This window comes from Vibrio tetraodonis (genome assembly GCF_003350295.1).
GTDB classification, from domain to species: Bacteria; Pseudomonadota; Gammaproteobacteria; order Enterobacterales; family Vibrionaceae; genus Vibrio; species Vibrio tetraodonis.
This window is the reverse complement of record NZ_QLYY01000014.1, coordinates 61,758-86,242: the sequence shown is the minus strand read 5'-3', so window position 1 is coordinate 86,242 and position 24,485 is coordinate 61,758. Positions and strand designations below refer to the sequence as shown.

The 24,485-nt window shown below is 41.2% G+C and carries 23 protein-coding genes; 5 read left to right on the top strand and 18 right to left on the bottom strand.

What is annotated here, in order from left to right; translation table 11 throughout:
• The first annotated feature begins 2 nt into the window (after positions 1-2).
• On the top strand, positions 3-1,262 hold the full coding sequence (locus DPF90_RS10830; protein ID WP_114786356.1) for a hydroxymethylglutaryl-CoA reductase: 1,260 nt from the start codon (positions 3-5) through the stop codon (positions 1,260-1,262).
• 359 nt (positions 1,263-1,621) lie between these two features.
• Positions 1,622-3,154 carry a glycerol-3-phosphate dehydrogenase gene (glpD, locus tag DPF90_RS10825; protein ID WP_114786355.1) on the top strand — a complete coding sequence of 511 codons (1,533 nt, stop codon included), beginning with the start codon at positions 1,622-1,624 and terminating at the stop codon, positions 3,152-3,154.
• A gap of 59 nt (positions 3,155-3,213) precedes the next feature.
• On the opposite strand, the gene luxQ is transcribed toward glpD, so the two are convergent.
• The 6 genes from luxQ to DPF90_RS10795 form a co-directional block, all read right to left on the bottom strand.
• Positions 3,214-5,781: a quorum-sensing autoinducer 2 sensor kinase/phosphatase LuxQ gene (luxQ, locus tag DPF90_RS10820; RefSeq protein WP_114786354.1), complete on the bottom strand. Its 2,568-nt coding sequence runs from the start codon at positions 5,779-5,781 to the stop codon at positions 3,214-3,216.
• Positions 5,781-6,878, bottom strand: coding sequence for a substrate-binding domain-containing protein (locus DPF90_RS10815; protein WP_114786353.1), 1,098 nt, complete (start codon positions 6,876-6,878; stop codon positions 5,781-5,783). The genes luxQ and DPF90_RS10815 overlap by 1 nt, the downstream gene beginning before the upstream one ends.
• A gap of 186 nt (positions 6,879-7,064) precedes the next feature.
• Entirely contained in the window at positions 7,065-8,204 is a 1,140-nt protein-coding gene (locus tag DPF90_RS10810; protein WP_114786352.1) for a conjugal transfer protein TraF, read from the bottom strand.
• A 162-nt stretch (positions 8,205-8,366) separates the two neighbouring features.
• Positions 8,367-8,681 carry a GIY-YIG nuclease family protein gene (locus DPF90_RS10805; RefSeq protein ID WP_114786351.1) on the bottom strand — a complete coding sequence of 105 codons (315 nt, stop codon included), beginning with the start codon at positions 8,679-8,681 and terminating at the stop codon, positions 8,367-8,369.
• Positions 8,682-9,338 carry a YceH family protein gene (locus tag DPF90_RS10800; protein ID WP_114786350.1) on the bottom strand — a complete coding sequence of 219 codons (657 nt, stop codon included), beginning with the start codon at positions 9,336-9,338 and terminating at the stop codon, positions 8,682-8,684.
• 30 nt (positions 9,339-9,368) lie between these two features.
• Positions 9,369-9,563 (bottom strand): hypothetical protein, encoded by a 195-nt coding sequence (locus DPF90_RS10795; protein ID WP_114786349.1) that lies wholly within the window; start codon positions 9,561-9,563, stop codon positions 9,369-9,371.
• Positions 9,564-9,754: 191 nt separating this feature from the next.
• Here DPF90_RS10795 and DPF90_RS10790 point away from each other — a divergent pair, with 191 nt between their 5' ends.
• On the top strand, positions 9,755-10,075 hold the full coding sequence (locus DPF90_RS10790) for a DUF496 family protein (protein ID WP_114786348.1): 321 nt from the start codon (positions 9,755-9,757) through the stop codon (positions 10,073-10,075).
• Positions 10,076-10,142: 67 nt separating this feature from the next.
• Here DPF90_RS10790 and glpK read toward each other — a convergent pair whose 3' ends face one another.
• From glpK to DPF90_RS10770, 4 genes are all read right to left on the bottom strand, one after another.
• Positions 10,143-11,660, bottom strand: a complete 1,518-nt coding sequence (glpK, locus tag DPF90_RS10785) for a glycerol kinase GlpK (RefSeq protein WP_114786347.1) — start codon at positions 11,658-11,660, stop codon at positions 10,143-10,145.
• 44 nt (positions 11,661-11,704) lie between these two features.
• On the bottom strand, positions 11,705-12,556 hold the full coding sequence (locus DPF90_RS10780; RefSeq protein ID WP_114786346.1) for an MIP/aquaporin family protein: 852 nt from the start codon (positions 12,554-12,556) through the stop codon (positions 11,705-11,707).
• Positions 12,557-12,982: 426 nt separating this feature from the next.
• On the bottom strand, positions 12,983-13,756 hold the full coding sequence (locus DPF90_RS10775; protein ID WP_114786345.1) for a substrate-binding periplasmic protein: 774 nt from the start codon (positions 13,754-13,756) through the stop codon (positions 12,983-12,985).
• 79 nt (positions 13,757-13,835) lie between these two features.
• Positions 13,836-14,453, bottom strand: coding sequence for an OmpA family protein (locus DPF90_RS10770; RefSeq protein WP_114786344.1), 618 nt, complete (start codon positions 14,451-14,453; stop codon positions 13,836-13,838).
• Between the two features lie 184 nt (positions 14,454-14,637).
• Between DPF90_RS10770 and DPF90_RS10765 the strand changes: the two genes are divergently transcribed.
• Together DPF90_RS10765 and DPF90_RS10760 are read left to right on the top strand one after the other, a co-directional pair.
• Entirely contained in the window at positions 14,638-15,255 is a 618-nt protein-coding gene (locus DPF90_RS10765; protein WP_114786343.1) for a thiol:disulfide interchange protein DsbA/DsbL, read from the top strand.
• Positions 15,256-15,273: 18 nt separating this feature from the next.
• The gene (locus tag DPF90_RS10760) at positions 15,274-15,747 is read left to right on the top strand and encodes a BamJ family beta-barrel-assembly machinery protein (protein WP_114786342.1); all 474 of its coding nucleotides are present in this window, start codon (positions 15,274-15,276) and stop codon (positions 15,745-15,747) included.
• A 62-nt stretch (positions 15,748-15,809) separates the two neighbouring features.
• Here DPF90_RS10760 and DPF90_RS10755 read toward each other — a convergent pair whose 3' ends face one another.
• From DPF90_RS10755 to DPF90_RS10720, 8 genes are all read right to left on the bottom strand, one after another.
• Positions 15,810-16,220 (bottom strand): NUDIX hydrolase, encoded by a 411-nt coding sequence (locus DPF90_RS10755; RefSeq protein ID WP_114786341.1) that lies wholly within the window; start codon positions 16,218-16,220, stop codon positions 15,810-15,812.
• A 221-nt stretch (positions 16,221-16,441) separates the two neighbouring features.
• Positions 16,442-17,077: an ATP-dependent zinc protease family protein gene (locus DPF90_RS10750; RefSeq protein WP_114786340.1), complete on the bottom strand. Its 636-nt coding sequence runs from the start codon at positions 17,075-17,077 to the stop codon at positions 16,442-16,444.
• A 72-nt stretch (positions 17,078-17,149) separates the two neighbouring features.
• Entirely contained in the window at positions 17,150-18,331 is a 1,182-nt protein-coding gene (locus tag DPF90_RS10745; RefSeq protein ID WP_114786339.1) for an amino acid aminotransferase, read from the bottom strand.
• Positions 18,332-18,556: 225 nt separating this feature from the next.
• Positions 18,557-19,594 (bottom strand): BspA family leucine-rich repeat surface protein, encoded by a 1,038-nt coding sequence (locus DPF90_RS10740; protein ID WP_114786338.1) that lies wholly within the window; start codon positions 19,592-19,594, stop codon positions 18,557-18,559.
• Between the two features lie 38 nt (positions 19,595-19,632).
• Positions 19,633-20,070: a BspA family leucine-rich repeat surface protein gene (locus DPF90_RS10735; RefSeq protein ID WP_205395187.1), complete on the bottom strand. Its 438-nt coding sequence runs from the start codon at positions 20,068-20,070 to the stop codon at positions 19,633-19,635.
• A 287-nt stretch (positions 20,071-20,357) separates the two neighbouring features.
• The gene (locus tag DPF90_RS10730; protein ID WP_114786337.1) at positions 20,358-21,473 is read right to left on the bottom strand and encodes a BspA family leucine-rich repeat surface protein; all 1,116 of its coding nucleotides are present in this window, start codon (positions 21,471-21,473) and stop codon (positions 20,358-20,360) included.
• Positions 21,474-21,779: 306 nt separating this feature from the next.
• A complete protein-coding gene (locus DPF90_RS10725) occupies positions 21,780-22,898 on the bottom strand; it encodes a BspA family leucine-rich repeat surface protein (protein ID WP_114786336.1) in 1,119 nt (372 codons plus the stop codon).
• Between the two features lie 251 nt (positions 22,899-23,149).
• The gene (locus DPF90_RS10720; RefSeq protein ID WP_114786335.1) at positions 23,150-24,169 is read right to left on the bottom strand and encodes a BspA family leucine-rich repeat surface protein; all 1,020 of its coding nucleotides are present in this window, start codon (positions 24,167-24,169) and stop codon (positions 23,150-23,152) included.
• Positions 24,170-24,485 lie beyond the last annotated feature (316 nt).

The window sequence follows — 24,485 nt, the reverse complement described above, 5'->3', positions numbered from 1 at the left end:
CCATGCCCAAACTCAACTTGTCTAGTCATGACAGAGCGTCAAACTTCAACACGGAATTATGTTCAGCTACTCTGGAGAGTAGGCTTTTGCCTAGCTCAGCTCCAATCGAGCAGTCGCTAACGCAGAGTCCATATATCTCCGCAAAAAACTTGGATAAGCGCTGGAGCGTTTTATCTGACATGACAGAACAACAGCACTTACTCGATCCAACCACAAGAAGTCTGTCTGATACGTATAACAAAAACATTGAACACTTTATCGGCACAGTAAAAGTTCCTGTCGGAGTCGCAGGCCCTCTTCGCATTAATGGCCTGCATGCTCATGGCGATTATTTGATCCCACTTGCCACCACTGAAGCAGCATTAGTTGCATCATACAATCGTGGAGCCCAACTCATTACATCTGGCGGTGGTGCGAGTGCGATATTGCTCAACGAAGGCGTGACACGAACACCAGTGTTTGAATTTCATAGCCTAGCTAAGGCAGGACAATTTGTGGCCTGGGTTGTAACGCAGTATGAACAATGTAAGAAGATTGCTGAATCGACAACTGCACATGGTCAGTTGAATGATGTAAGTGTAAATATAGAGGGTAACCGAGTATACCTTATCTTTGAGTTTCATACAGGTGATGCCTCAGGTCAAAACATGGTTACGATAGCAACCAATGAGGTGTTTAACTACATATGTGCACATTCACCAATCAAAGCTCGAGAAGCTTTTCTTGATGGCAACTTATCGGGTGATAAAAAGCCCAATACTTGCACACTAAAGCATGTCAGGGGTAAAAAGGTCTCTGCTGAAATAAACCTATCTAAAGATCTAATAGAGAAGTATCTACATACCACACCAGAAAAAATGGTTAAGTTCGGTCAAATGACGACAACAGGCGCCTCACTTAGTGGCGGAATTGGCGTTAATGCTCATTATGCTAATGCACTTGCTGCTCTTTATACTGCATGTGGGCAAGATATAGCCTGCGTAGCTGAGTCCGCGATTGGCATCACGCGTATGGAAATAAATATGGATGGCGGTTTATATGCTTGTGTTACTTTACCTAACATCATGGTCGGCACTGTAGGTGGTGGCACGCATCTACCAAGTCAAAGAGCATGTCTAGAAATCATGAGATTACATGGCACTGGAAAATCAAAAGCGCTCGCCGAAGTCACCGCTGGCCTCTGCTTGGCTGGCGAACTATCCATTGTTGGAGCATTTTGTGCTGGTCACTTCTCGAAGGCACACCAAAAACTGGCAAGATAAATGCTCTCCTCTCGACCAACTCATCATGCGCCAATACAAAATTGGCGCATGATGATGATAGTCTAAAACTATCTTTCCTTCTCCGATATAAGAAAGAACCAATTTGTAGAACGACTAACGTCATTGGCTAGCAGTTAAAGACTGCGGTAAAAAGTCATCCATAAAAATAGTTCATACTGCTAGTTTTTCATCCCCTTTTGTTTCATAGAACAACATTTAACGTTCGATTTATTTTCGAATCATGATTAATTTAATGATCTTGATCGGGTTTGGTCAGACAAACACTAACAAATAAAGCTACAATATGATTAAATAACGAAAATTAAACGCTCGAACGAACATTTTGCTATGGCGGTTTTATGAATAATAGTTGCTTAAGTGACCAAGAAGAACAGGAACTACTGGATATCATTGTTGTAGGTGGAGGAATAAATGGCGCTGGGATAGCGGTCGATGCCGCAGGACGGGGCCTCAAAGTTGGACTGTATGAAGCCCAAGACTTTGCTGGAGCCACCTCCTCTGCAAGTTCAAAGCTAATCCATGGAGGTTTGAGGTATCTAGAACACTATGAGTTTCGCCTAGTCAGTGAATCCTTAGCAGAACGAGAAGTTCTACTTGCAAAAGCGCCACATATCGCTTTCCCAATGAGATTTAGATTACCTCATCGCCCTTTTTTACGCGCCGCTTGGATGATTCGAGCAGGCCTTTTCCTCTATGATCACCTAGGAAAGCGTACATCTCTACCAGGGAGTAAAAAGATTGCGCTCGATAACCAAAGCGTTATGCAGCCTGAGCTGAGTATTGGATTCGAATACTCAGATTGCTGGGTTGATGATGCAAGGCTTGTGGTGCTCAACATTATCCAAGCCCGTGAGCTAGGAGCCGAAGTAAGTAATTATTGCCAAGTGACCAAAGCAAGACGGGAGAACGGTGTTTGGCATGTAGAAATACATGATCTTCGTTCAGGGCAAACACTTATTAGAAGATCGAAAGCTTTAGTTAATGCTACCGGACCATGGGTGAAAGACTTCCTTACTGAAAATGCTGAGTTAAACTCACCTTATGGTATTCGGTTAATAAAAGGATCGCACATTATCGTACCCAAAGTTCACGATGAAGAACAGGCGTACATTATGCAAAATGAAGATCATCGTATCGTTTTTGTGATTCCTTATTTGGGTCGGTTTTCAATCATAGGAACGACTGACGTTGAGTACCACGGAGATCCCAGAAACGTATCGATAAGTGATGATGAAAAACAATATTTGCTCAAGGTCACCAACAGCCACTTCCGTAAACAATTAACATTGGATGACATTATTTCTGACTTTAGTGGTGTTCGTCCACTTTGCGATGACGAGTCAGATTCACCTCAAGCGATTACTCGCGATTACACGCTTTCTTTAGATCACCAAGAAAACCAAGCGCCACTATTGTCAATTTTTGGTGGTAAACTAACAACATATAGAAAGCTAGCTGAATCAGCGATGAAGCAACTATCTCCATATTTTAACCTCAACAAACCATGGACGAAAGACACTCCTTTACCCGGAGGGGAGAACTTCTCGTGGCCAGCTATGCAATCCCAACTCGCTGCTAATATTCCATTTGTTGACGCTGATACACGTTCACGTTGGATTCAGTCATATGGCAGCCGAGTGAATCGATTACTCAGTGGTGTCAAAACAAAACAAGATTTAGGCATAATGTTTGCCCCAGGTATCTATCAAAAAGAGATTGATTATCTCGTTAAACAGGAACTCGCAGTCGGCGTTGACGATGTTCTTAAGCGCCGCAGTAAGCTGCATTTGCTGTGTGATGATGAATGTTATCTTGCAATCTCTAATTACCTAGAAAGCCACGAGCACGAGAAAAATAAATACTGTGCTTGAACAAAAAACACATAAGCCCAATAGTGCTTTATTGGGCTTATGCTTCAATTATCCATCTATTACAAGTCTTTATTCTTACTTAAGTGATTTTCTTTATAATGAATAAACGCTTGATTCAAAGCGAGTTCTTTGATTGGCTTAATGATAACATAATCAGCGCCTGCATTTAGGAAGGCACGCTTGGTATCTTGCATACCATCGGCAGTACAAGCGAAGATTGGCGTATCCAACATCATATCGTCACGAATTATTTTGGTCGTTTCAATCCCACCCAAATTGGGCAATTGATTATCCATAAGAATTAGGTCAATGTCGTTCTGTTGTTTGAGCTTTTCGATCGCATTATAACCATCTTGGACCCATATTACGTCCATGCCATACTTTTCACAAAAAGCCTTAGCAATGAACGCATTAGTATGATTATCTTCGACCAAAAGCACATTTAGCGGTCGCTCAAATAAACTCGCTGGTTCAACCAAGGTATTGGTTTCCACTTGCTCTGCAGATTCAACGAGTTCAATGGGTATGGATAGCAGTAAATGCGTACCTCTGCCGATAGTACTCTCTATTTCTATTTCACCGTTCAACATTTCCACTAGACTATGAACAATAGCAAGCCCGAGACCACTACCTCCATATTCTCGTGTGGTGGTCGATTCAGCTTGAACAAATGGTTCAAAAATATGGGTTATCCGCTCTTGTTCTATACCAATTCCTGTGTCTTCTACACCGACATTCAAATAGTACCCTGTCGGTTGCTTACGACACATTATTGATACTGTTACACTGCCCCTGTGTGTAAATTTGATAGCATTACTCACAAGGTTGAACAAAATCTGATTAAGCCTTACTTGATCACTATGGGCAAAAGTCTCATTGCTAAGATTAGTAACGACTTCAAAACTAACGCCTTTTTCTTCACACAATGGTGTGTATATTTTTTCTACGGCACTGACCAATTCCACAAGTCGGAAATCTACAGACTGGATTTGAAACTTACCTTGTTCTATTTTTGAAAAGTCTAAAATATCATTGAGTACTGCCAATAAGTGTTCACCACTATTACACAGTACATCAAGGTGCTCAACATCTTGAGTATCTGATAACTTTCCTTTTAGTAACTGCGAAACGCCTAAAATACCGTTCAAGGGAGTTCTCAGTTCATGACTCATCTTGGCCAAAAATTCAGACCTTGCTTTTGCCGTCTCTTCCGCTTCTCTCCTTGCAGCAAGACTTTGAACCTCAGCTTCAACAAAGCTTGTCACATCTTGCCCTTGAGCCAAAACGTTATTTACTCCCTTATCTATGAATATGGGTGACAGGTTCCACCGATATGTTTTGTCTCTTATTGATATGTTAATGCCTTTTAATGCCGCACCTTTTGCACATAAGCGTATGTGAGGGCCAAGCTTTTCAATTAGTAAATGATAATCGCCATTCTCTGACTCGTTATTGACCAAAAAGCTTCTTTCAGCGGCTGGATTACTTCTTAATAACTGTCCTTGAGCATTCCACAGCGTCATTGGCGATAGCGAGAAGTTAAATAAGTCCGCAAATTGTTTCTCTTGCTCATGAAATCGTTGGAAAGATAGCTCAAAAGAGGAACCTATTTGGTCAAACTCTTCGATGTGTGAGCCAAGAAATCGAGTCATTCCTTTCGTTTCGACTGAACTTTCTGTATATTTCATCAGCTTCAACAGTTCTTTTGAGACTCGCTTACCGAGCCATAAACGGCCATATACTGCGATCAAGAAAAGGAGTACAACAGCCACTGCAACCCACATATAGTGGCTGCGCACCATAATAACAATGGGTTTGTTATCCTGGATGGTATAGATAGACAAAAACGTTGGAACATCACTGATTGTCAAATCAGTTTTCGAAACCATATATTGACTCGCAGTAAAATCCACTGCTGACTCTTCCAACCATTCGATATGACTTAAATCGATATCTTTCGTGCTTGATGCGATAACTTCTGATCCCACAGCAAGCAATACTTGATCAGCATTACTGCCTCTCAACACCGCACTCATAAGAGAAAAGTTGTTGTTCAATACGACCGCAATATGTAAGTAACCCAATACCTCTCCAGACGCCATATTGATAATAGGAACACGACGTACCATAAGATAACGGGTACCCAGTAATGAAGGTGTTTGGGACAAATGCCAACTACCCCCTGTCGTCATGTCTTGGCTTATGTGCGATAGCTGTTCCGTTGATAGGCCATAAAACTGATAATTCGCATCATCCCAAACTATTTGGGATTGCTCTGTAATAAAACGAAAATCAGGGGCTAACTCTGGAGTCGCTTGATCAATACCATTAAAAAATCGAGCGAGTCGATTTGTATCCTTTGCGATAAAGGCATCGACCAGTGAGCCATTACGACTATAACTATCTTGCTGTATTTCAAGGGCTTCGAGTCTAAAATTTAAAATTTGCTGAACCAAACTTTGGGTTTGAAGCTTAGATCGAGCCACTTCTTGAGAGACCACTTGTCGATTTACTTGGTAATTCTGTAATACGACCACCAAGGATAAAACCGCTATGGTAAGAAAAATCGAACGCGTTAATAAAGTGGCAAGACGCTTTTTGGTCCTTCGCCGAGTTAAAAATGACATTATTGATCCGAATATCTAAAAGCTCTCTGCTTTAATTTGTCTATTTTGGTTTGCGTATCAGTTTTCGTTACCAATTCAAAGTCCCCAGAATATACATCTGGCACATCTTTTCCTTCAATATCCCATTTAATCGCTTCGGCTAAAGCAACACCAGTATCATCATTCATGCGCATCGCAGTCACCGCCAAGTCCCCTTTACTCAATGCCTCTAGCTCAGCACTGCCTCCCCCCCAACCGTTAATAAGAATATCATTCCTATTCAATTTTTTCAGGGCTTGAGCAGCACCCAGTGCTACATCTGTAGAACATGCGTAAATAAAGGAAATATCAGGGTCTTTCTCCACAGCCTTGATAGCAGCATTGTAACCAGACTCTTGTGTCGCAGCCGTATAGAAAGATGACGATAGTTGATAGGAGTCGTGATGACTCATCTCTTCGATAAAAGTATCTCCACGAGCATCACTAACATAGCCTTCAGAAAAATATAACACTGAATAACGACTTCCAGCTGGCAAGTTTTCTTTATAATAGTTCTTGAGTAGGCGCATGCCTTTAACATGGTCAAAACCAACATACATAAAGGGTTTTTGGTCTCCCCATGCTCTAACTGGCGTGGTGATATTTTGTAAAACAAGCTTGGTATCAGTGGAGCTGAGTACATTTTCAATAAATTTTCGGTGTCGGGTAGTATCCAAGGTGAAAATTAAATAATCCGCTTTATTTTGCACTGCTTCTAGCAGCGATAGACTTTGCTGTCTTACATCTAGGTTGGGGCGAGTAAACACCTGTTTAATCTCGTATTTAACACCCAACTCTCTAAGCCGTGCCTCAAAAGATTTAATGTTTCTCACCCAGTAATCTGATACTTGCTGTCCAGGATAAACAACCGAGATAGATAGAGACTTAGTTTGTTCCGTTACTATTGGGATTGGAGCGTTTCTTACAGCTTCAGTCAACTTTTGACTTAGCTCTTTCTGTTCTGGGTTAGCTTCTAAATATTCCTCATATTGCCAATACCCATTTAGCACTTGGGTCGTATGTGCACATGTCACGACTGGGACCGCTATAGCGAGTGTTATCAGCGCTAGCTTGAACATTATTTACCCTTTGAATAAAGATATTTGTATTGCTGCATATATTACATAGGGTTTGCCCGGCTTTCGAGCCGAATTATCAAATGTTTGAAAGTTTTTGTTTTACGCAAAGTTTGTATCCTATTCAGATTTAAAAACCGATAGATACAAACTCTGCGCTCATAGCCATTTACAGTTCAAAATAAGAGTCTAAAAAGTAAATGCTAAATTTCCGGATAGTCCATATTGATTGTCACCAGCATAGCTGGCCGCTAAGTCAAAACTCACCAAATCAGCAGGGCTTACACCGACACCGAATGTGAAAGAATTATCGAGCGTATCTTCTAGATCAATTTCATACCCAAGCCTCAATTGCGCCCAACCCATCGCATTTCCTTCCACACCAAAGCGTAAAAATTGCGTATCATCATTTTGATCCGTAAACCTTTTTTGTTTGGTTAAATCAAAGTCTGTGGAAGCCGTAAAATATTCAAGTGCATAGCTCCCTGATACCGTAATCTGGGTATTTAATTTATATCTACTGACACCACCGATATCTAACGTATTGAGCTCTTGAGAGAACAGGTCCTTAACCGCGACGCCTGCTCGAAACTGTTCGTATAACCATACCGCTCCCAGGTCTACGTTAAATGCATTCTTTTTGGTTTCACTTTTGTCGTAATCACTGATATCAAAATCTTCAACCGTGATTGCTTGCTTGTATGTTCTCATGGTTTGAAATTTTGGAGAAATACCTACGGAGACATCTTGCCCTAGAAAATTCACTCGTTTTGCGATAGCTACACCAATCTCACCGTAACCAAATGCAATCACATCAACATTCGAATTTTGGTAGCGCTGTTCGGTTGTTCCTGTAGTTGCTATATCACTATTGGCAATTATTTCGGCGTAACCACGAGTAAATATATTTGTCGATAGAACATCAACCGGAAGTGCTATCGCAGCAACCACACCTCCATTTACCCCAAGTGGTTTATCATCAGATAGTTGGTCTAAATAACTATTCAGCCTCGCCTCTGCACCAGTGTCTGATGGGTTAGCTTTAAACGCTTTAATTTCATCTTGAAGCTTATCGACAGTGTCAAGCGTCTTATCGGTATCTCTGAGCCTTACACCGACACCAGGAAACAATACACCAAGCTTGTCTGAGTCTCTGTGAAGAGCAACCAGTGCTGGGTTGTAAAACGGAGCCAAAAGGTAATCAGCCGAAGTTACACCCGTATTCCCCATCCCGTTACCTCGCCCATCTGGGACTACGGTCGCTGCATTCACCACTATGGCCATCCATGCTACCGACCACATTATCGTGGCTTTTATTAACAGTTTCATATCCATACCAACCTTATTAAAGTTACAAGTTTAAGGTTAATACAAAATTTGATCATTTGATGGTCAATCAAAGAAACAACGTAATTTTGTGGGGAAGATTAAATATTACTTGGTTGTTTACAGAGAATCATAACTAACTGATGTTAAAAGCATCCAATTGACTCAAGTTTTCTCAATGTCGAAAAGCTCATCTAAAACAACTGTTTTTTGTATCAGGTTTTCTTTTAGTGTTTTGGACAACTTTTTTATGCGGTATTCATATTTAGAGGCAGTGGAGCGGCTTTTCCCAACCGCTTCAAACCATTCGAGCGTTAGTGGGCCTTTACCTTTCAGAGATTTGGCACCAGAACCTTGGCAGTGTTGCAAATACCGACGTGATACATCCGTTGTTATACCACAATAAAGGGAATTGAAACGTGTCCGAATCAAGTAGACATACCATATCGAACACGATGATTTTACATGTTCAGATGTCATTTAAGAAGTGAGGCTTTCTATTTGTAGGCGAAGTCCTTCAATCTGAGCTTTCAATTCAGCCACCTCAGTCTCGAGCAATTCGATTCTTTTACTATCAGAGCTGATATTTACAGCGGGAGAAAATGCAGCAATAGCGTCAACATCGACTTCACCGCTAAATAGATGCATATAACGGGACTCTCGTTTGCCTGCCTCTCTTGGCAATTTTACGACTAAGGGAGAATCACCACCAGAAGCCATATTTTCTAGAATTGATTCTACTTCTTTAACATCTGAAAAATCTGCTAGGCGATTAGTACGAGTTCTAAGTTCACCCGGAGTTTGCGCACCGCGAAGCAGTAAGCAGCAGACGATGCCTTTTTGCTGAGATGTTAACTTTAAATCGCCAAATTCTGTATTGCAGAAACGATGCTGAAACTTACTTGCTCGACTATTAAATCCACTCTCGTCACTTACTAATCTTCGAGCAATCAATCCATCTACTACTTGTTGAACATCTGTTTCAGACAGGGTCATAACAGGTTCACGATTACTCTTCTGATTACAAGCACTGGTCAAGCTATTGAGGGTCAAAGGGTAATAGTCTGGAGTAGTGACTTCCTTTTCTATCAAGCAGCCAATGACACGCGCTTCAATATCGCTTAATTCTATATTCATTATCGTTTCCTTAAGTCATACCTTTCTAGCTTAGTGCTCAGAAAGAATCGATGGCTTTTTTATATTACCATACTCGTCAATCATAATGATTTTTCTACGATTTAATTCAACTTCCGTCAATTCTTGACTGCGACATTCTTTACGGTAAGCCTCAACAATTTTGCTCGACTGCTGAGACAACTCTGCCCTTTCAACCTTTGGAATTACAATGTCAGACGCTCGCATAAACTTTATCTTTTTATTCTATTAATAACGAAATCATATCCTGACTGCTGCCTGCACTCAACGACGGGATTGGCTTTTTGGTGATAAACTAGTCATCATTAGAGAGTTGTTGATCTTAAACCTGTTATCGACATAAATGTTGTGGTTTAATCTCTGTAGTTTTAAGGTAAGTAAAAGCAGGAAAAACACTTATGAGTGGAGTATTTGAAATCGTAGCTCAAGCACGCAGAAAGAATAAGCTGAAGCGTGAACTGCTCGACAATGAAAAAAAAGTTCGCGATAACCGTAAAAGAGTCGATCTTCTGGATAACTTGATGGACTATATCAAACCAGACATGACGCCTGATGAAATCGTAGCCATCATCAAAAATATGAAAGCCGATTACGAGGATCGTGTAGACGACCATATCATAAAAAGTGCGGAGATCTCCAAAGAGCGCCGTGACATCAGCCGACGTATTCGTGAGCTGACTGAAGAAGACAAACAAGTGGTACAAGGCAAAAAGAAATAATTTCAGTTTTTCTTGAAGTATGCCCGCTTGTATTCAAGCGGGCATTTTTATAACGTCTCTGGGTTATTTACTCGTCCTCGTCATGCATTTGTGCCCAAACTTGAGCGCATTTTACTGCGCGCTTCCATCCCTTATAACGACGGCTACGTTTTTCTTCATCATGATGAGGAACAAAGGTCTTATCTATGGTGGCTTTACCCGCAACTTCATCAAGACTTTGCCAGAACCCTACCGCCAATCCGGCAAGATAAGCCGCTCCCAAAGCAGTGACCTCGGTCACTTGAGGGCGAAGCACTTGCGTGTCCAATACATCAGATTGGAACTGCATCAAAAAGTTGTTAGCAACTGCGCCGCCGTCTACTCGAAGTGCCTCAAGCTTTATCCCAGAATCCGCTTGCATGGCATCCAATACATCACGTGTCTGGTACGCAATGCCCTCTAGAGTTGCCCGTATAATATGGTTGGAGTTAACGCCGCGGGTTAAGCCAACAATAGTTCCTCTTGCATAGGCGTCCCAGTATGGCGCGCCAAGGCCAGTAAATGCCGGAACCACATAGACACCATTGGATGAGTCGACCTTAGTGGCAAAGTACTCTGAATCCTTTGCATCGGCAAGAAGCTTCATTTCATCTCGTAGCCACTGAATAGAGGCGCCCCCCATAAACACGGCACCTTCAAGGGCATAAGCAGGTTCACCAGATGGACCACATGCCAATGTGGTTAGGAGACCATTCTTTGAGGTCACTTTTTCTTGGCCCGTGTTCATCAGCAAAAAACAGCCTGTTCCGTAAGTATTTTTTGCCTGCCCTGCATTAACACACATTTGACCATAAAGTGCCGCTTGTTGGTCTCCGGCGATACCCGCAATCGGGATTCTCGTCCCCCCTTTACCACCAATATTCGTTTGCCCGTAAACTTCTGACGACTTCTTCACTTCTGGCATCATGGACAAAGGAATATCCATTTCTTGGAGCAGTTTTTCATCCCATTGAAGTGTGTTGATGTTAAACAACATGGTTCTGGAAGCATTGGTATAGTCGGTCACATGCACTCGGCCTTGAGTCATTTTCCACAGTAACCAAGTATCAACGGTGCCGAATAACAATTTTCCTGCGTTAGCGTCTTCGCGCGCACCTTCTACATTATCAAGAATCCACTTAATTTTTGTGCCTGAGAAATACGGGTCGAGTACCAAGCCTGTATTTTCTTGGACGTACTCTTCCAGACCTCGACTTTTCAATTCTTCACAAATGGCTGCTGTACGGCGGCACTGCCAAACAATCGCATTATAAACTGGCTTTCCTGTGTCTTTATTCCAGACTATAGTGGTCTCACGTTGGTTAGTAATACCAATACCCGCGACTTCATCACTACGGATACCGGATTTGCCCAAAGCTTCCACCAATACCGAGCTTTGTGTGGCATAGATTTCCATAGGATCATGCTCAACCCAGCCAGCCTGAGGATAAATTTGCGTAAACTCTCGCTGAGACGCACTGACAATGTTGGCATCGTAGTCGAGCACAACTGCGCGGCAACTGGTTGTGCCTTGATCGAGCGCGACAATATATTTTGGCTCCGTCATAATAATTTCCTTTTAATTCGATATTTATAGCAATAATTTTAGTATTAAACGTGAGCCTCTTGACTCTCTTCGGCGTCATCACACTGATTAGGAATCGTGCAGCCAGTGCCCGTATTCGGTAGATATTGCGCTATCACCTTAGGGTATGCCCAAGCGCCAAAACATGCGCCCGCAATAGGACCAAGAATAGGAACAATAAAATAAGGAATGTCTTTAGCCCCCGTTAGCGCAAAGTCCCAACCCGCTAAGTAGGAAAAAAGTTTTGGTCCGAAGTCACGCGCAGGGTTCATTGCAAACCCGGTTAACGGGCCCAGCGAGCTACCGATGACAGCAATCAACACACCAATCAACAATGGGTTCATAGGGCCACGAGCGGCGCCATTATTCTCATCACCCAGCGCCAAAATCGCAAACATAAGTACGGCCGTTATCACAAACTCAACCGCCAACGCCCCAGAAAATGACAAAGATGCATGAGCATAAGTTGAGAAAATACCTGCTGTTGCAAGAGCTTCTTGACTAGATCGTACAAAACCATGGGTGATTTCGTAATCGATAAATAAATTGCTGTACAAACTATACACTAACGCAGCACTACAAAATGCCCCTAACGTTTGAGCGACAATGTAAGGCACAACCTTAGCTTTATCAAATCCATGAAACGCTGCCAATGCAATAGTGACAGCAGGATTTATATGCGCCCCCGATACACCAGCAGTACAATAAATGGCAATTGCTACCCCAAAGCCCCATACCACACTAATTTCCCACTGGCCAAACTGGGCCCCTGTTAACACTAGGGCGGCGACACAGCCAACACCAAAGAAAATCAGTAATCCAGTCCCTATGAACTCGGCAATACATTCACCGAGTAAGGTGGGTTTTCTCGTCATCATAGTAAGAGTCCTTGTTTACATTATTGGGTACGATTGGTTTTGTTATAATTGCGAATTGTATTCTGCATACCTGACTACCAGATGAAACGTCCCCAGGCTATTAATGAGCGTTCGAACACATTTTGTTTCATTTATGTTCTCTATTTTGTTAATTAACTCTACTTTTTATACTCTTGGTTAACAATTGAGTATGAGTAAACAAAGTTGACACGATAAAGCTGGAGAGTTGATGGCATCGGGCGTTGTTCGGTTGAAATGATTGAATTGGTCAATATTATTATCAATAATAAGCTAAAGCTAATGACTCTGTTGTAATTAATAGGGTTTCTCAACTGGCATTGTCGCATAGAGTTTTAGAGAATGGCATAAACGAGCAAAAACGAAGGATATCGAAAATGAAATACTTAGAAATTTGAATGGTATTGATTAGCGATAGTTGAGATGATCATTAAGGATAGACTGCATCGCACCATTTGATTTAATCACCTTAAGCCCTTGGTTAAATAGCGCCATATTGGATTGGCTTTGAGGGTTAGATTTTGGCATTAACAAGTGCACTGAGTTTGTAAACAAAGGCTTGGGATGATAACTAAACTCCGACCTTTTATCGCCTAAACCTTGAGTTTTCAGTACATAATTGAAACTGCTGATGTACAAAGGCGCAAGATCTATGGAACCGTCAACTAGCTTTTTTAAATTCTCCGTCTCATCATAGACACGCACCACCTTTATTTCACCACTTTTTTCCGCCGCTTCAAACGCATCACCATAATAACCACCTATCAATGCGCTAATAGTGTAGCCTTTAAGGTCGCTCACATTGCGCCAACTAAAATCGAGCGAATTATTGTAAAAAAAGTGGGCACTAATTTTATACACAGGCTCACTGATTAAAAAATCTTCTTCATGAGCTTGGTTATACTCCCATAATGCGGCTGCATCGGCTTTTCCTTGTGCAGCATAGTCAAAGGCTTCCTTCCAAGTGTTCATTTGCTTGTAATCAATACTAATATCCTGGCTTTCAAATGCGGCAGTCACAATTTGAGCGTTAATACCAAAACCCGGTAAATCTTTTGAATGATAAGGAGGATATTCGCTCACTGTTATGGTTAGTGGCTGCGAAGATACAGCTGAAGGTAGAGGTACCAAAAAGATTAAGAGCAAAAAGAACCTGGGGATAACTTCAAAACACTTAGACATTTACTTTCCACACTAAATACTATGAATGACTTGAATCTACATAGCAAAGTCTAGTTGTGGCTTTTGGCAAGTGCGAATTTTATCTCTGGTTAGCAACGATAAAAAGAACCTCAACGCGTCGATTGCAGGCTTTTCCTGCCCTAGTACTATTGGTACATGCTGGCACATACTCACCATAGCCACGGGTGAAAATAGCGTCCATCGCCACGTTATTACGAATCAATTGCTGTTTTACTGCTTTTGCGCGTTTCATTGATAGCACATCATTGCGCGATGGTGGTCCTGTATTATCTGTATGTCCATCAATGACGATATCAATGCCCGGCTGGGTGGCTAAATAACTGCCCATTTTATTGAGCCAATAAGCTGAGCTCGGCTCAACCATTGAAGAACCAGTATTAAATTTAATGGTGTCAGTCAGCTTTACCATCAGATGATCGCCAGGCAAGACTTCATGCTCAACACCATTTTTCATCAAAAAGCTTTGTAAATCGCTGTAACTGGCTTCTCGTCCCATCGGCCCCATCACTCCTGACCTAGATGCAACTCTCGGCGCATTACCCCAAGATGGATAACGAACGTCCATATCTGTTTTGGGCGCAGTTTCTAACATATCGTCTGTCATATAGCGCATTTCTTTTGCAAGGTTGCCACACCCAGTCAGTAGCAGAAGAAGCGGTAAAGCAAGATATTTCATCGATCCACCATACTTTTTGTTGCGATACATGATTTATATCGGCGAACTAGGAAATACTTTAATTATAAATGAAGACTTTTTTGTCGTTGAAATGCTAGCTTCAAAGTGTTTTTTTCAGGGCCATGACAAGGTAGAATCAATACCTAAGATTGATACATCACCTTAATGGTAAAGAGTACCAAGTATGAGAAAAATACTAGCCTTTGCGGGTCTTATCCTCGTGGCTCTGCTGGCAGGTTGCAGCAAAAGCGAACACCCACAAGAAGGCAAACAATTTGAACGCTTACCTACCGATTTGTCCGCTTATCAACTTCCCGTTGTTACTGAGGTTTTCTCTCTCAATTGTGGTCACTGTGCAAATATGGAGTCTGCAATCCCCCAACTTGAAGCCGCGACCAATCAGACATTTGGTAAGGTCCATGTAATTTTTAATCAAAGTGCCCAAGTCAGTGCCATGATCTATTACAGCGCACAAACCCAACTAGGAACAACCCCAAGCCATGACTTGATGAATGCGATGTTTAATGCGGTGCAAATGGAAGGCGCGACTGCGCAGCAACAAAAGCTGGCCATCAACAAAGCATTTACCGACCAAGATCTATCCAGCCCTGATAAATTAACAGAGGATCAGCGAAGAAGCTTATTCGCCGCCATGCAGCAAGCTGCTGACATATCTCAAAACGGCCAGATAAATGCTGTCCCTACCTTTATTGTTAACGGCAAGTACATGGTACTCCTTGCCGGACACAAAGATCTCGATGGCATTGCAAACACTATCAACTATCTTATCCAACAACCCTAACAATTATGGAAAGACCTTATGTCTAAAATTATTATTCCTATCGTCATCTTGGTTCTCGCGGGCTTTATGATTTACCGCACGTTAGTGACAAGCAAAGCGGGAGAAGAGAACTTCGCGGCGGGTCAAGCCTTTTTGCTCGAAAATGGCACACAAGAAGGTGTTATTACCACAGAAAGTGGCCTGCAATATAAAGTGCTTTCGAAAGGCGAAGGTACAACCAATCCTAGTCCCAAAAGTAAGGTAAAAGTGCATTACCATGGCACACTTATCGACGGCACTGTCTTTGACAGTTCAGTCGAGCGCGGTGAGCCGATTTCATTTGGTTTAAATCAAGTGATTAAAGGCTGGCAAGAAGGCTTAACTTATATGGTTGAAGGCGATAAATTCCGCCTATTTATTCCTAGCACCCTAGCTTATGGAAAAAAAGGCACAGGCCCTATCCCGCCTGCATCGACTTTGATCTTTGATGTAGAACTACTCGAGATCCAATAACAGGCTTATGACCCTTTCATGGTAAAATGGAAGGGTCACATCAAAGCTCAATAATGCGCCTACTAGGCCATCTCTCCTACTTCTCTTTGTAAATGCTTGTCTAAATGTTGGCGAATGAAACTCACATCGGCTTTGTAAAATTCATCAATGGGTAAATTATCCAAGCAAAGCCAATGAAAAGTCTGCTGGCGGTTTAAGTCGTTTGCTCTTGGTTCATCATGATTACTGGCATGTAACACCACATAGTAAATACGGCCACCGTATTCATTAATATCACTATAAGTTGCAACGTGAGATAAGCCGCTCATGTTCGTTTCTTCGTATAACTCGCGGATAGCAGCGTCAGTGCCCGACTCATTGGTTTCTACTTCTCCGCCGGGAAACTCAAACACCATACCTTGGTTCGAGCGATAACGTTCTTGGATCAAAACTTTACCTTGTTTGATGACCACCGCCATCGATAAATACTTCATTAAAGACTCCTTGAGAATAAGCAGACACTATCGGCTGAGCGACAAAAACGGGAACAAATGACGAATAACATGCTGCCGTTACGACGTTGCATCTAAATCCAAGCCGCAAGGTTAGCGAAATATATTACTGAGTTCTGATACTGCGTTCAAAAAACACGATATCCATAACAAAAACGGCACCTTAAGGTGCCGTTAAATGATGAGTTTTTCTTTCAAACTGCCTACTTGTGCTTTTTCTGCACAAACTCTTTACTCACATCCACTATCGCCACATCTGTGACAAAACTTCTACCCAAAAGTAAGGGGTAGTTAAGATGTGTGCGGTCGGCCAGAGTAAACTCGGTTTTTTCTTTTAGATCGCCCAGTTGAACCCAAGACTCCACCACAGCGCGGCGCTGAGATTCTTCTGAACTGGACTGGCGAACCTTAACCCATCGCACAACAGGCAGTGCCATCTGCTTACTCTTTTTACCGTCATGTTCAATAGTAAACTTGACCCAATCTTGTCCGTCACGCTCGAACTCGACAATGTCAGTGGCACTGATTGAAGACGTTGTCGCACCAGTATCGATCCGCGCCTTAAAGTTCTCTTCAAGCCCAGGAACATAGACCCATTCCTGCTGACCCAAAATCAGCTTGCCATCGCCAGTCTTCTTTGGCTGAGGCTTGGGTTTAACGGGTTTGGGCTTTTCAGCAATTTGCTTATCTTTATCCACCTCAGAGCCATCAGGCTTGTCTTTGGGTTCTTCAATTGCGGGTTTAGGTTGTGGTTCCTCAGGTTTCTGACTTGTGGTTGAACAAGCCATCAATCCTCCACTAAGTAGCATAGCCACCAAAGCCTTTGACGCTTTATCCATTCGATCACCTAACTTTCTAACAACGTGTCTTTGACAGAGAGACCCACTTTTATGTGGGCCTTGGCACAAACCTTAAGAGACTTTAGTGATTACTTCCGCGACATAAGGAATGTCTTTTTCAGTCAAACCAGCGATATTAATTCGCCCGTCGCCCACACCATAAATACCATATGTCTCACGAAGTTGCGCCATTTGTTCTTGGCTAAATCCTAGCATAGTAAACATGCCTTTGTGGCTTTCGATAAAATCAAACTGTGACGTGTTATGAGTATTTCGAAGCTCTTGGCATAAACTCTTTCTCAAGCTAACCAATCTTTGCTGCATTTCGCTCAGCTCTTGTTTCCATATCCCTGTCAATTCATGGCTTTGCAAAATGGTTTTCACTAAAGCTGCACCGTGATCAGGTGGCATAGAATAAGTAGAGCGAGCGAGAGTCAGCGCCTTCCCTTTTGCATTCGTAACATCTTGCAAAGATTTGCCCACCATAATAGCAGCACCGGTCCTCTCACGATAGAGACCAAAGTTTTTTGAGCATGAAGTAGTGATCATCATCTCTTCGACATTATCAGCCATATAACGAAGGCCTTGCACATCTTGATCTAAGCCATCGCCAAAACCTTGATAAGCCACATCGACAAACGGCACAAACCCATTTTTTTGTGCAAGCTCAGTGATGGCTTGCCATGCAGCAAAATCAATGTCTGCGCCCGTTGGGTTATGACAGCAGCCATGTAATAAGACTACGTCATTTGGACCAGCCTGAGCCAACTCTTCCAGCATACGGGCTGTGTCTACTTGCTTGGTTTGTGGGCTAAAGTAGGTGTATTGCTTAACTTTTAAACCTGCCTCCTCCATTACCGGCCTGTGGTTGACATAGCTTGGGTTGGACAGCCAAACGCAAGTACCGGGCTGCGCAACCTTGATTAAATCACCCAACATGCGCAACGCACCACTTGCCCCTGGCGTCTGAATCGCAGCGACTCTTTCCATTGCAGAGGTCCCTGATAACAGCAGTTCAATCATATTCTGATTAAACTCCTCGCAGCCGGCTAGGCCCACATAAGATTTTGTTTTTTGGGTTGCCACAACAATATCTTGCGCTTGAGAAATGGCCTTCATAACAGGGGTTTCACCCGCACTGTTTTTATAAACACCTATGCCCAAGTCCACTTTATCTGGTCTAGGGTCATTACGGTAGGCGACGGATAACGAAAGAATAGGATCAAGAACTGGCGTGGGTAGATGAGAAAACATGTGACGAAATAATCCTTTGCTATTTTGGTTGCACCGCCCAACTTAGCATTGAACCCCAAAATGTCGAAATAAAATTTCAACCTCGATTCACATTACCGAGCAAAAATCACCACCGAAGTACAATTCATATTATCAATTAAGCATTATCTCTTTCTACTGTTCCAAGTAAAAAGCCTCGCTTTTGCGAGGCTCAAAGCTAAGTAATAAGTCTAAAAGAATCACCCACTACTGGGTAAATATCGGCAGCTGCTCCTCAGTCAATATACTGTCTTTAGCAAAATCGGTATGCTCAGTTACTTGGCTAACATTCCAGTTGCTTAGGTCTTGTGAAAAAATGGCATTGTCTTTAAACATCTCTTTCATCTTGGTGACACTTGACGTATCCCAATTGCCAATATCTTGGTTAAAAGCTTTTGCACCATTAAACATCCTAGTCATATCAGTTACATTAGCGGTATCCCAAAGGCCTATATTTAGGTTAAACGCACTAGTCCATTCAAACATGGCAAACATACTATTGACCTTTGAGGTATCCCAGTTACCGATATCCTGCTCAAAAGCATCTGCGTTATTGAACATATAAGACATTCTGACCACGCTCGAAGTGTTCCAATGGCTTATATCCTGGTTAAATATAGAGCCTCTAAACATAGCATGCATATCAATTACTTTTGAGGTATCCCAATACCCAATATCTTGGTTAAACGCGCTATTGTAGGCAAACACCTGAACCATTCTAGTAACATTAGATGTATCCCAATGACCTATATCTTGATTAAAGGCCTTGGCATTCATAAACATGCTATGCATATTGGTAAGTTTTGAAGTATCCCAATGGCCTATATCTTGATTAAAAGCCTTTGCAAGATAAAACATGGCCGCCATATCAGTCACATTAGAAGTATCCCAGTAACCGATATCTTGATTAAAGTCCTTTGCACCAGAAAACATCCCGTGCATTGAAGTGACATTTGAGGTATCCCAATCGCTGATATCGGCATTAAACGTGGTTCTTTCGTAGAACACGCTATCCATATTGGTGACTTGGGTGGTACAAAAGCCAATATAGCCTTGCTCTAGGTTATCGATCAGGGTTTGGTTTTTAATCAGGTCGTTGTCGACCACCACATACACTTTGCCATTTTCCAGCAGCACCGAATTGACGGGCTGATCTGGGCATTTTACTGAAATATCGATGGCATACGCATGCTGGCTGGCAAGCGCCGCTGCACCAACAAGCAGTGACAGAAGGTTTTTTTTCATGGTTAATTCCTAGGTTGAATAGACATTATTAACAGAAATTAGTGTTGAAATTGCGGCAGGTAATAATCAGGCAGGCCGCTTTGCAGGGCGAAGTCTTGGTGGCGAGTGACCTTTTCCACCGACCAATTAGATAAGTCTTGCCTAAAGCGTTTTGCCCCTTTAAACATACGATCCATATTGGTCACGCGGCGCGTATCCCACTGGCTGAGGTCGTAATTAAAATAAGGTGATTGAGCAAATAAATCGCTCATATCAGTGACATGACTTGTGCATAGCTCTATCTTGCCGTGGATAAAGTTTTGCCAGTAATCTTCTTGGCGCAATAGCGCATTATCGACCACCACATATAAGCGCTCATCGATAATCACCACACTGCCCGGAGGATTGGCATCACAACGAATGGAATGATCTTCTTCGGCAAAGCTGGCTGCACTACCCAAAGCCATGCAGGATAAAATAACTGACGTAAATTTCATGACGTATTATTTCTATATTTTTATTTTAATGAGAGGAAATAATACTAAAACCCGACTTTAAAGTAATGATTAATCAAGGAAATCATATATAAAACAAAAACATATCGAGAAAAATCACACTTATGTGCGATTTATAATGATAGTTTTAAATTTAAATCCATCATTTATTTGAAACTACATAATACAAATATTAAAAATGAGAAAATAAACCATTTATGAGTAAAATATAATAAAGCCCCGCTTGTGCGAGGCTCAAAGCTAAGTAATAAATATAAAAGAATCAACCTCTACTGGGTAAATATCGGCAGCTGCACCTCACTCAATACGCTGTCTTTGGCAAAGTCCATATGCTCAGTCACTTGGCTAACATTCCAATTGCTTAGGTCTTGTGAAAAGCGAGTGGCTTGAGAGAACATCTCTTTCATATTGACCACATTGGAGGTATCCCAATGGCCAATGTCTTGGTTAAATAAAAGCGCCGCGTTGAAGGCACCTGACATGTCGGTCACCTTGGAGGTATCCCAGTGACCTATATCCTGATTAAACGCATAGCTGCCCAGAAACATTCGGTTTATATTCGTCACCTTCGATATATCCCAATGGCCAATATCTTGGTTAAAGCGATAAGCGACCATAAACATTCCTTGCATACTGGTGACTTGGGAAGTGTTCCAGTGGCCTATATCTTGGTTAAACGCTTCTGCACCATTAAACATGTAGTCCATAGTAGTGACTTTGGAGGTATCCCAACTTCCAATGTCGGTATTGAATACGCCAGCGCCTTGAAACATGTTATTCATGTTCGTTACATTGGCGATGTCCCAATGACTGATATCTTGATTAAAAGCATCCGCTTGATAAAACATCCCAAACATATTGGTCACTTTGGAGGTATCCCAATGACTGATATCTTGATTAAAAGCTTGGGCTTTATGAAACATAGACTGCATGTCTGTGACTCTGGCGGTGTCCCAGTGGCCGATATCTTGATTGAATGCTTTGGCGAAAGAAAACATTTGTAGCATAGCGGCAACATTCGACGTATCCCAAAAGCCAATATCTTGGTTAAAGGCCTCTGCATATAAAAACATCGAGTGCATGCTGGTAACATTTGAGGTATCCCAGTCGCTGATATCTGTATTAAAGCTCGCCTTCTCAAAGAACACCATGTCCATATTAGTCACTTGGGTAGTACAAAAACCTATGTGCCCTTGCTCGAGTTTATCCAGCATGGTTTGGTTGCGAATAAGCGCGTTATCTACGACAACATACACTTGCCCCTTTTCTATAAGCACAGAGTTAATTGGCTGTTCTGGGCACTTCACTGAAATATCGATGGCAAATACGCATTGGCTAGCAAGCACGAAGGATCCAGCAAGTATGGAGGTGATGTTTTTTATCATTATTATTTCCTAGTTTGAATAGACGCTGTTGGATAAGTCAAGAACTAGAACTTACCCTAGATACGGAGAACATCAACTTGTTGTTTTTTATGATTATATTTGAATTTTTTGTGAAAAATAAATTAATTTTATTCTTAATACATTTTTATTCAAAACAATAGACTGGGGTCACAATGCTGGTATTTTAATATTGATATTAATAGGAACTAAAAATATTGATATAAACTGTATAATTCATTTGAATAGTTTTAATATAAAACCTCGCGATTGCGAGGTTTTATATAAGAATAGAGTTCGAGTATAAAATTAATACCTGAATGAGTACGGTACTTTATTATTGTATAAGCGACTCCCTTTTCTATAGTTTTCATGCCACTCAACATTATTAACATTCCAGTTAGTCAAATTTTGTGAAAAACTTGAAGCACCTTCAAAAATATGGGCCATATATTTAACATTTGACGTATCCCATGGACTGATATTTTGATTAAATTCTTTCGCATCCATAAACATACCAATCATATTAGTAGCATTGGACATATCCCATAATCCGATGTATTGGTTAAAGGCTTTAGCTCCCGAGAACATAAATTGTACGTCTGTTACCTTTGAAGTATTCCAGTTACCGATATCTTGATTAAATGCTGTAGCACCGCTAAACATCGCCACCATGTTGGTTACATTAGACGTATTCCAATCGCCTATGTTTTGGTTGAATGCCTTAGTATCACCAAACATGGAAGACATGGAGACCACTTTTGATGTATCCCATGAGCCAATATCTTGATTAAAAGAGCGAGCAGATGAAAACATTCCTGACATAAGCTCTACATTCGAGGTATCCCAATCACCAATATCTTGATCAAATGATTCAGCCCAGCGAAACATATCGGACATGTCTGTCGCATTAGAAGTATCCCAGCGACCAATGTTTTGGTTAAAGGACTTAGCATTCGAAAACATCATAGACATATCGCTTACATTGGATGTATTCCAGTGACTAATATTTTGATTAAAGGATTCAGCGCTAGCAAACATTCCTGTCATATTAGTTACTTTTGATGTATCCCAATTGCTGATATCTTGATTGAACGTAAGCGCTTGAGAAAACATCATACTCATGTCTGTAACATTTGATGTGTCCCAGTCACTTATATCAGCGTTAAATTTTTTTGATGAAGAAAACACGCCATACATGCTCGTGACATGCGTTGTACAAAATCGAATTTTTCCTTGTTCTAAATCATATAATCTGTATCGATTTTTAATAAGTTCATTATCTACCACTAAGTATTCAATACCACCTTTTATGATGATAGAGTTCACCGCGTCATTTGAGCATTTAACTGATATTTCTGAAGCATGTACCTGTTGGCCGAAGACTAAAAATGACCCTAAAGCTAATAAAGCATATGTATTTTTCATTTTTACTTCCTTATACAAACAAAAATATAATTATATTTTATTAAAGGAATATTTATCAGTAAATCGAGGAGAATTTATCGGAAAAATTCTTATAGTAAGATATCAGTTCGATATTTTTATCGTTAAAAAGACAAAGTAAACATTAATGATATTGAATATTATTATATAAATCATTAATTTGTTTTAATAATTAAAAATCAACTAGAAAAAATGCCTTGTGTTAACAAGGCATCAGTAAGGGATCGCCAAGGTTATTGATTGAGAGTATAATATTCGGACACAGATTCATTTTGGTTTAACCAAGGCGAATCACTAAAACTAGGTCTCTGAACAGTAGCGAGACCACTACCTATTGAAAACTCACTATAATTACTTACGTTAGACACATTCCAATCACTTAAGTCTTGAGAAAATTTAATCGCATGATCAAACATCTGCTTCATGTGAGTCACATTTGAGGTATCCCAATAACCAATATTTTGATTAAAAGACACAGCACCAAAAAACATCCGATACATGGATAATACTTTAGACGTATTCCATCTACTGATATCTTTGTTAAAATTCTTTGCTTTATAAAACATTTCATACATATTAGTGACATTTGAGGTATTCCAACGGCCAATGTCTTGATTAAAATTCTCTGCTCCACCAAACATCGAATGCATCCATTTCACGCGAGATGTATTCCAGTAGCCGATGTCTTGATTAAACTTTTTAGCTCTAAAAAACATCCAAGCCATACTGACCACTTTAGAGGTGTCCCAATAACCGATGTCTTGATTAAATGAACTAGCCCAAGAAAACATTGAATCCATATCTGCAACACTTGAAGTATCCCAATGACCAATCGTTTTATTAAATGTTTTCGCACCAAAAAACATTTCTCGCATCGTAGTCACGTTTGACATATCCCAGCGACTGATATCTTGGTTAAAAGACTCTGCCCAATAAAACATTGAGGACATATCGGTAACGTTTGATGTATCCCAGTCTCCAATCTTGGTATTAAAAGTTTTTCTTCCTTTAAATAAAGAGGACATATTGGTCACTTGAGATGTACAAAAACGGATGTTGCCTTGCTCTAAGTTATCCAGTAAAGCTTTACTATGGATAAGGTTATTATCAACTACAACATATACCTGATCGTTCACTAACATCATAGTGTTAATAGGTTCGTCCGGGCATTTTATAGCTATATCAAGCGAGTAAACATTATGGCTAACAAGTGCAGCCGTGCCAAAGATCACTGACGTTATTGTATTTATCATTATTTTTTTTCCTAGTACGAATCGACGTTGTTGAGAAAATACGAGGATGTGATGCAGGCAATCCCCCATCAAATGCACCTGTCGCTAGGCTATGCACGTGGTAAATTCTGCTTACGCAGGTCACCCTGAAAAACATACTTTCCATACTTGGTCATTTGACGAGAAATGCTCTGACTAAAAACCTGTCCTTGGTACACAAACCATTTATGTATCTGGTCTGAGTCCTACACAATTGAGTGACGTTGTGGTTACTATTCTCGGGGTGGTTCGAAAGCCATATCCCCACTAAGTCAAACTAGCAATGTCATAGTTAAGC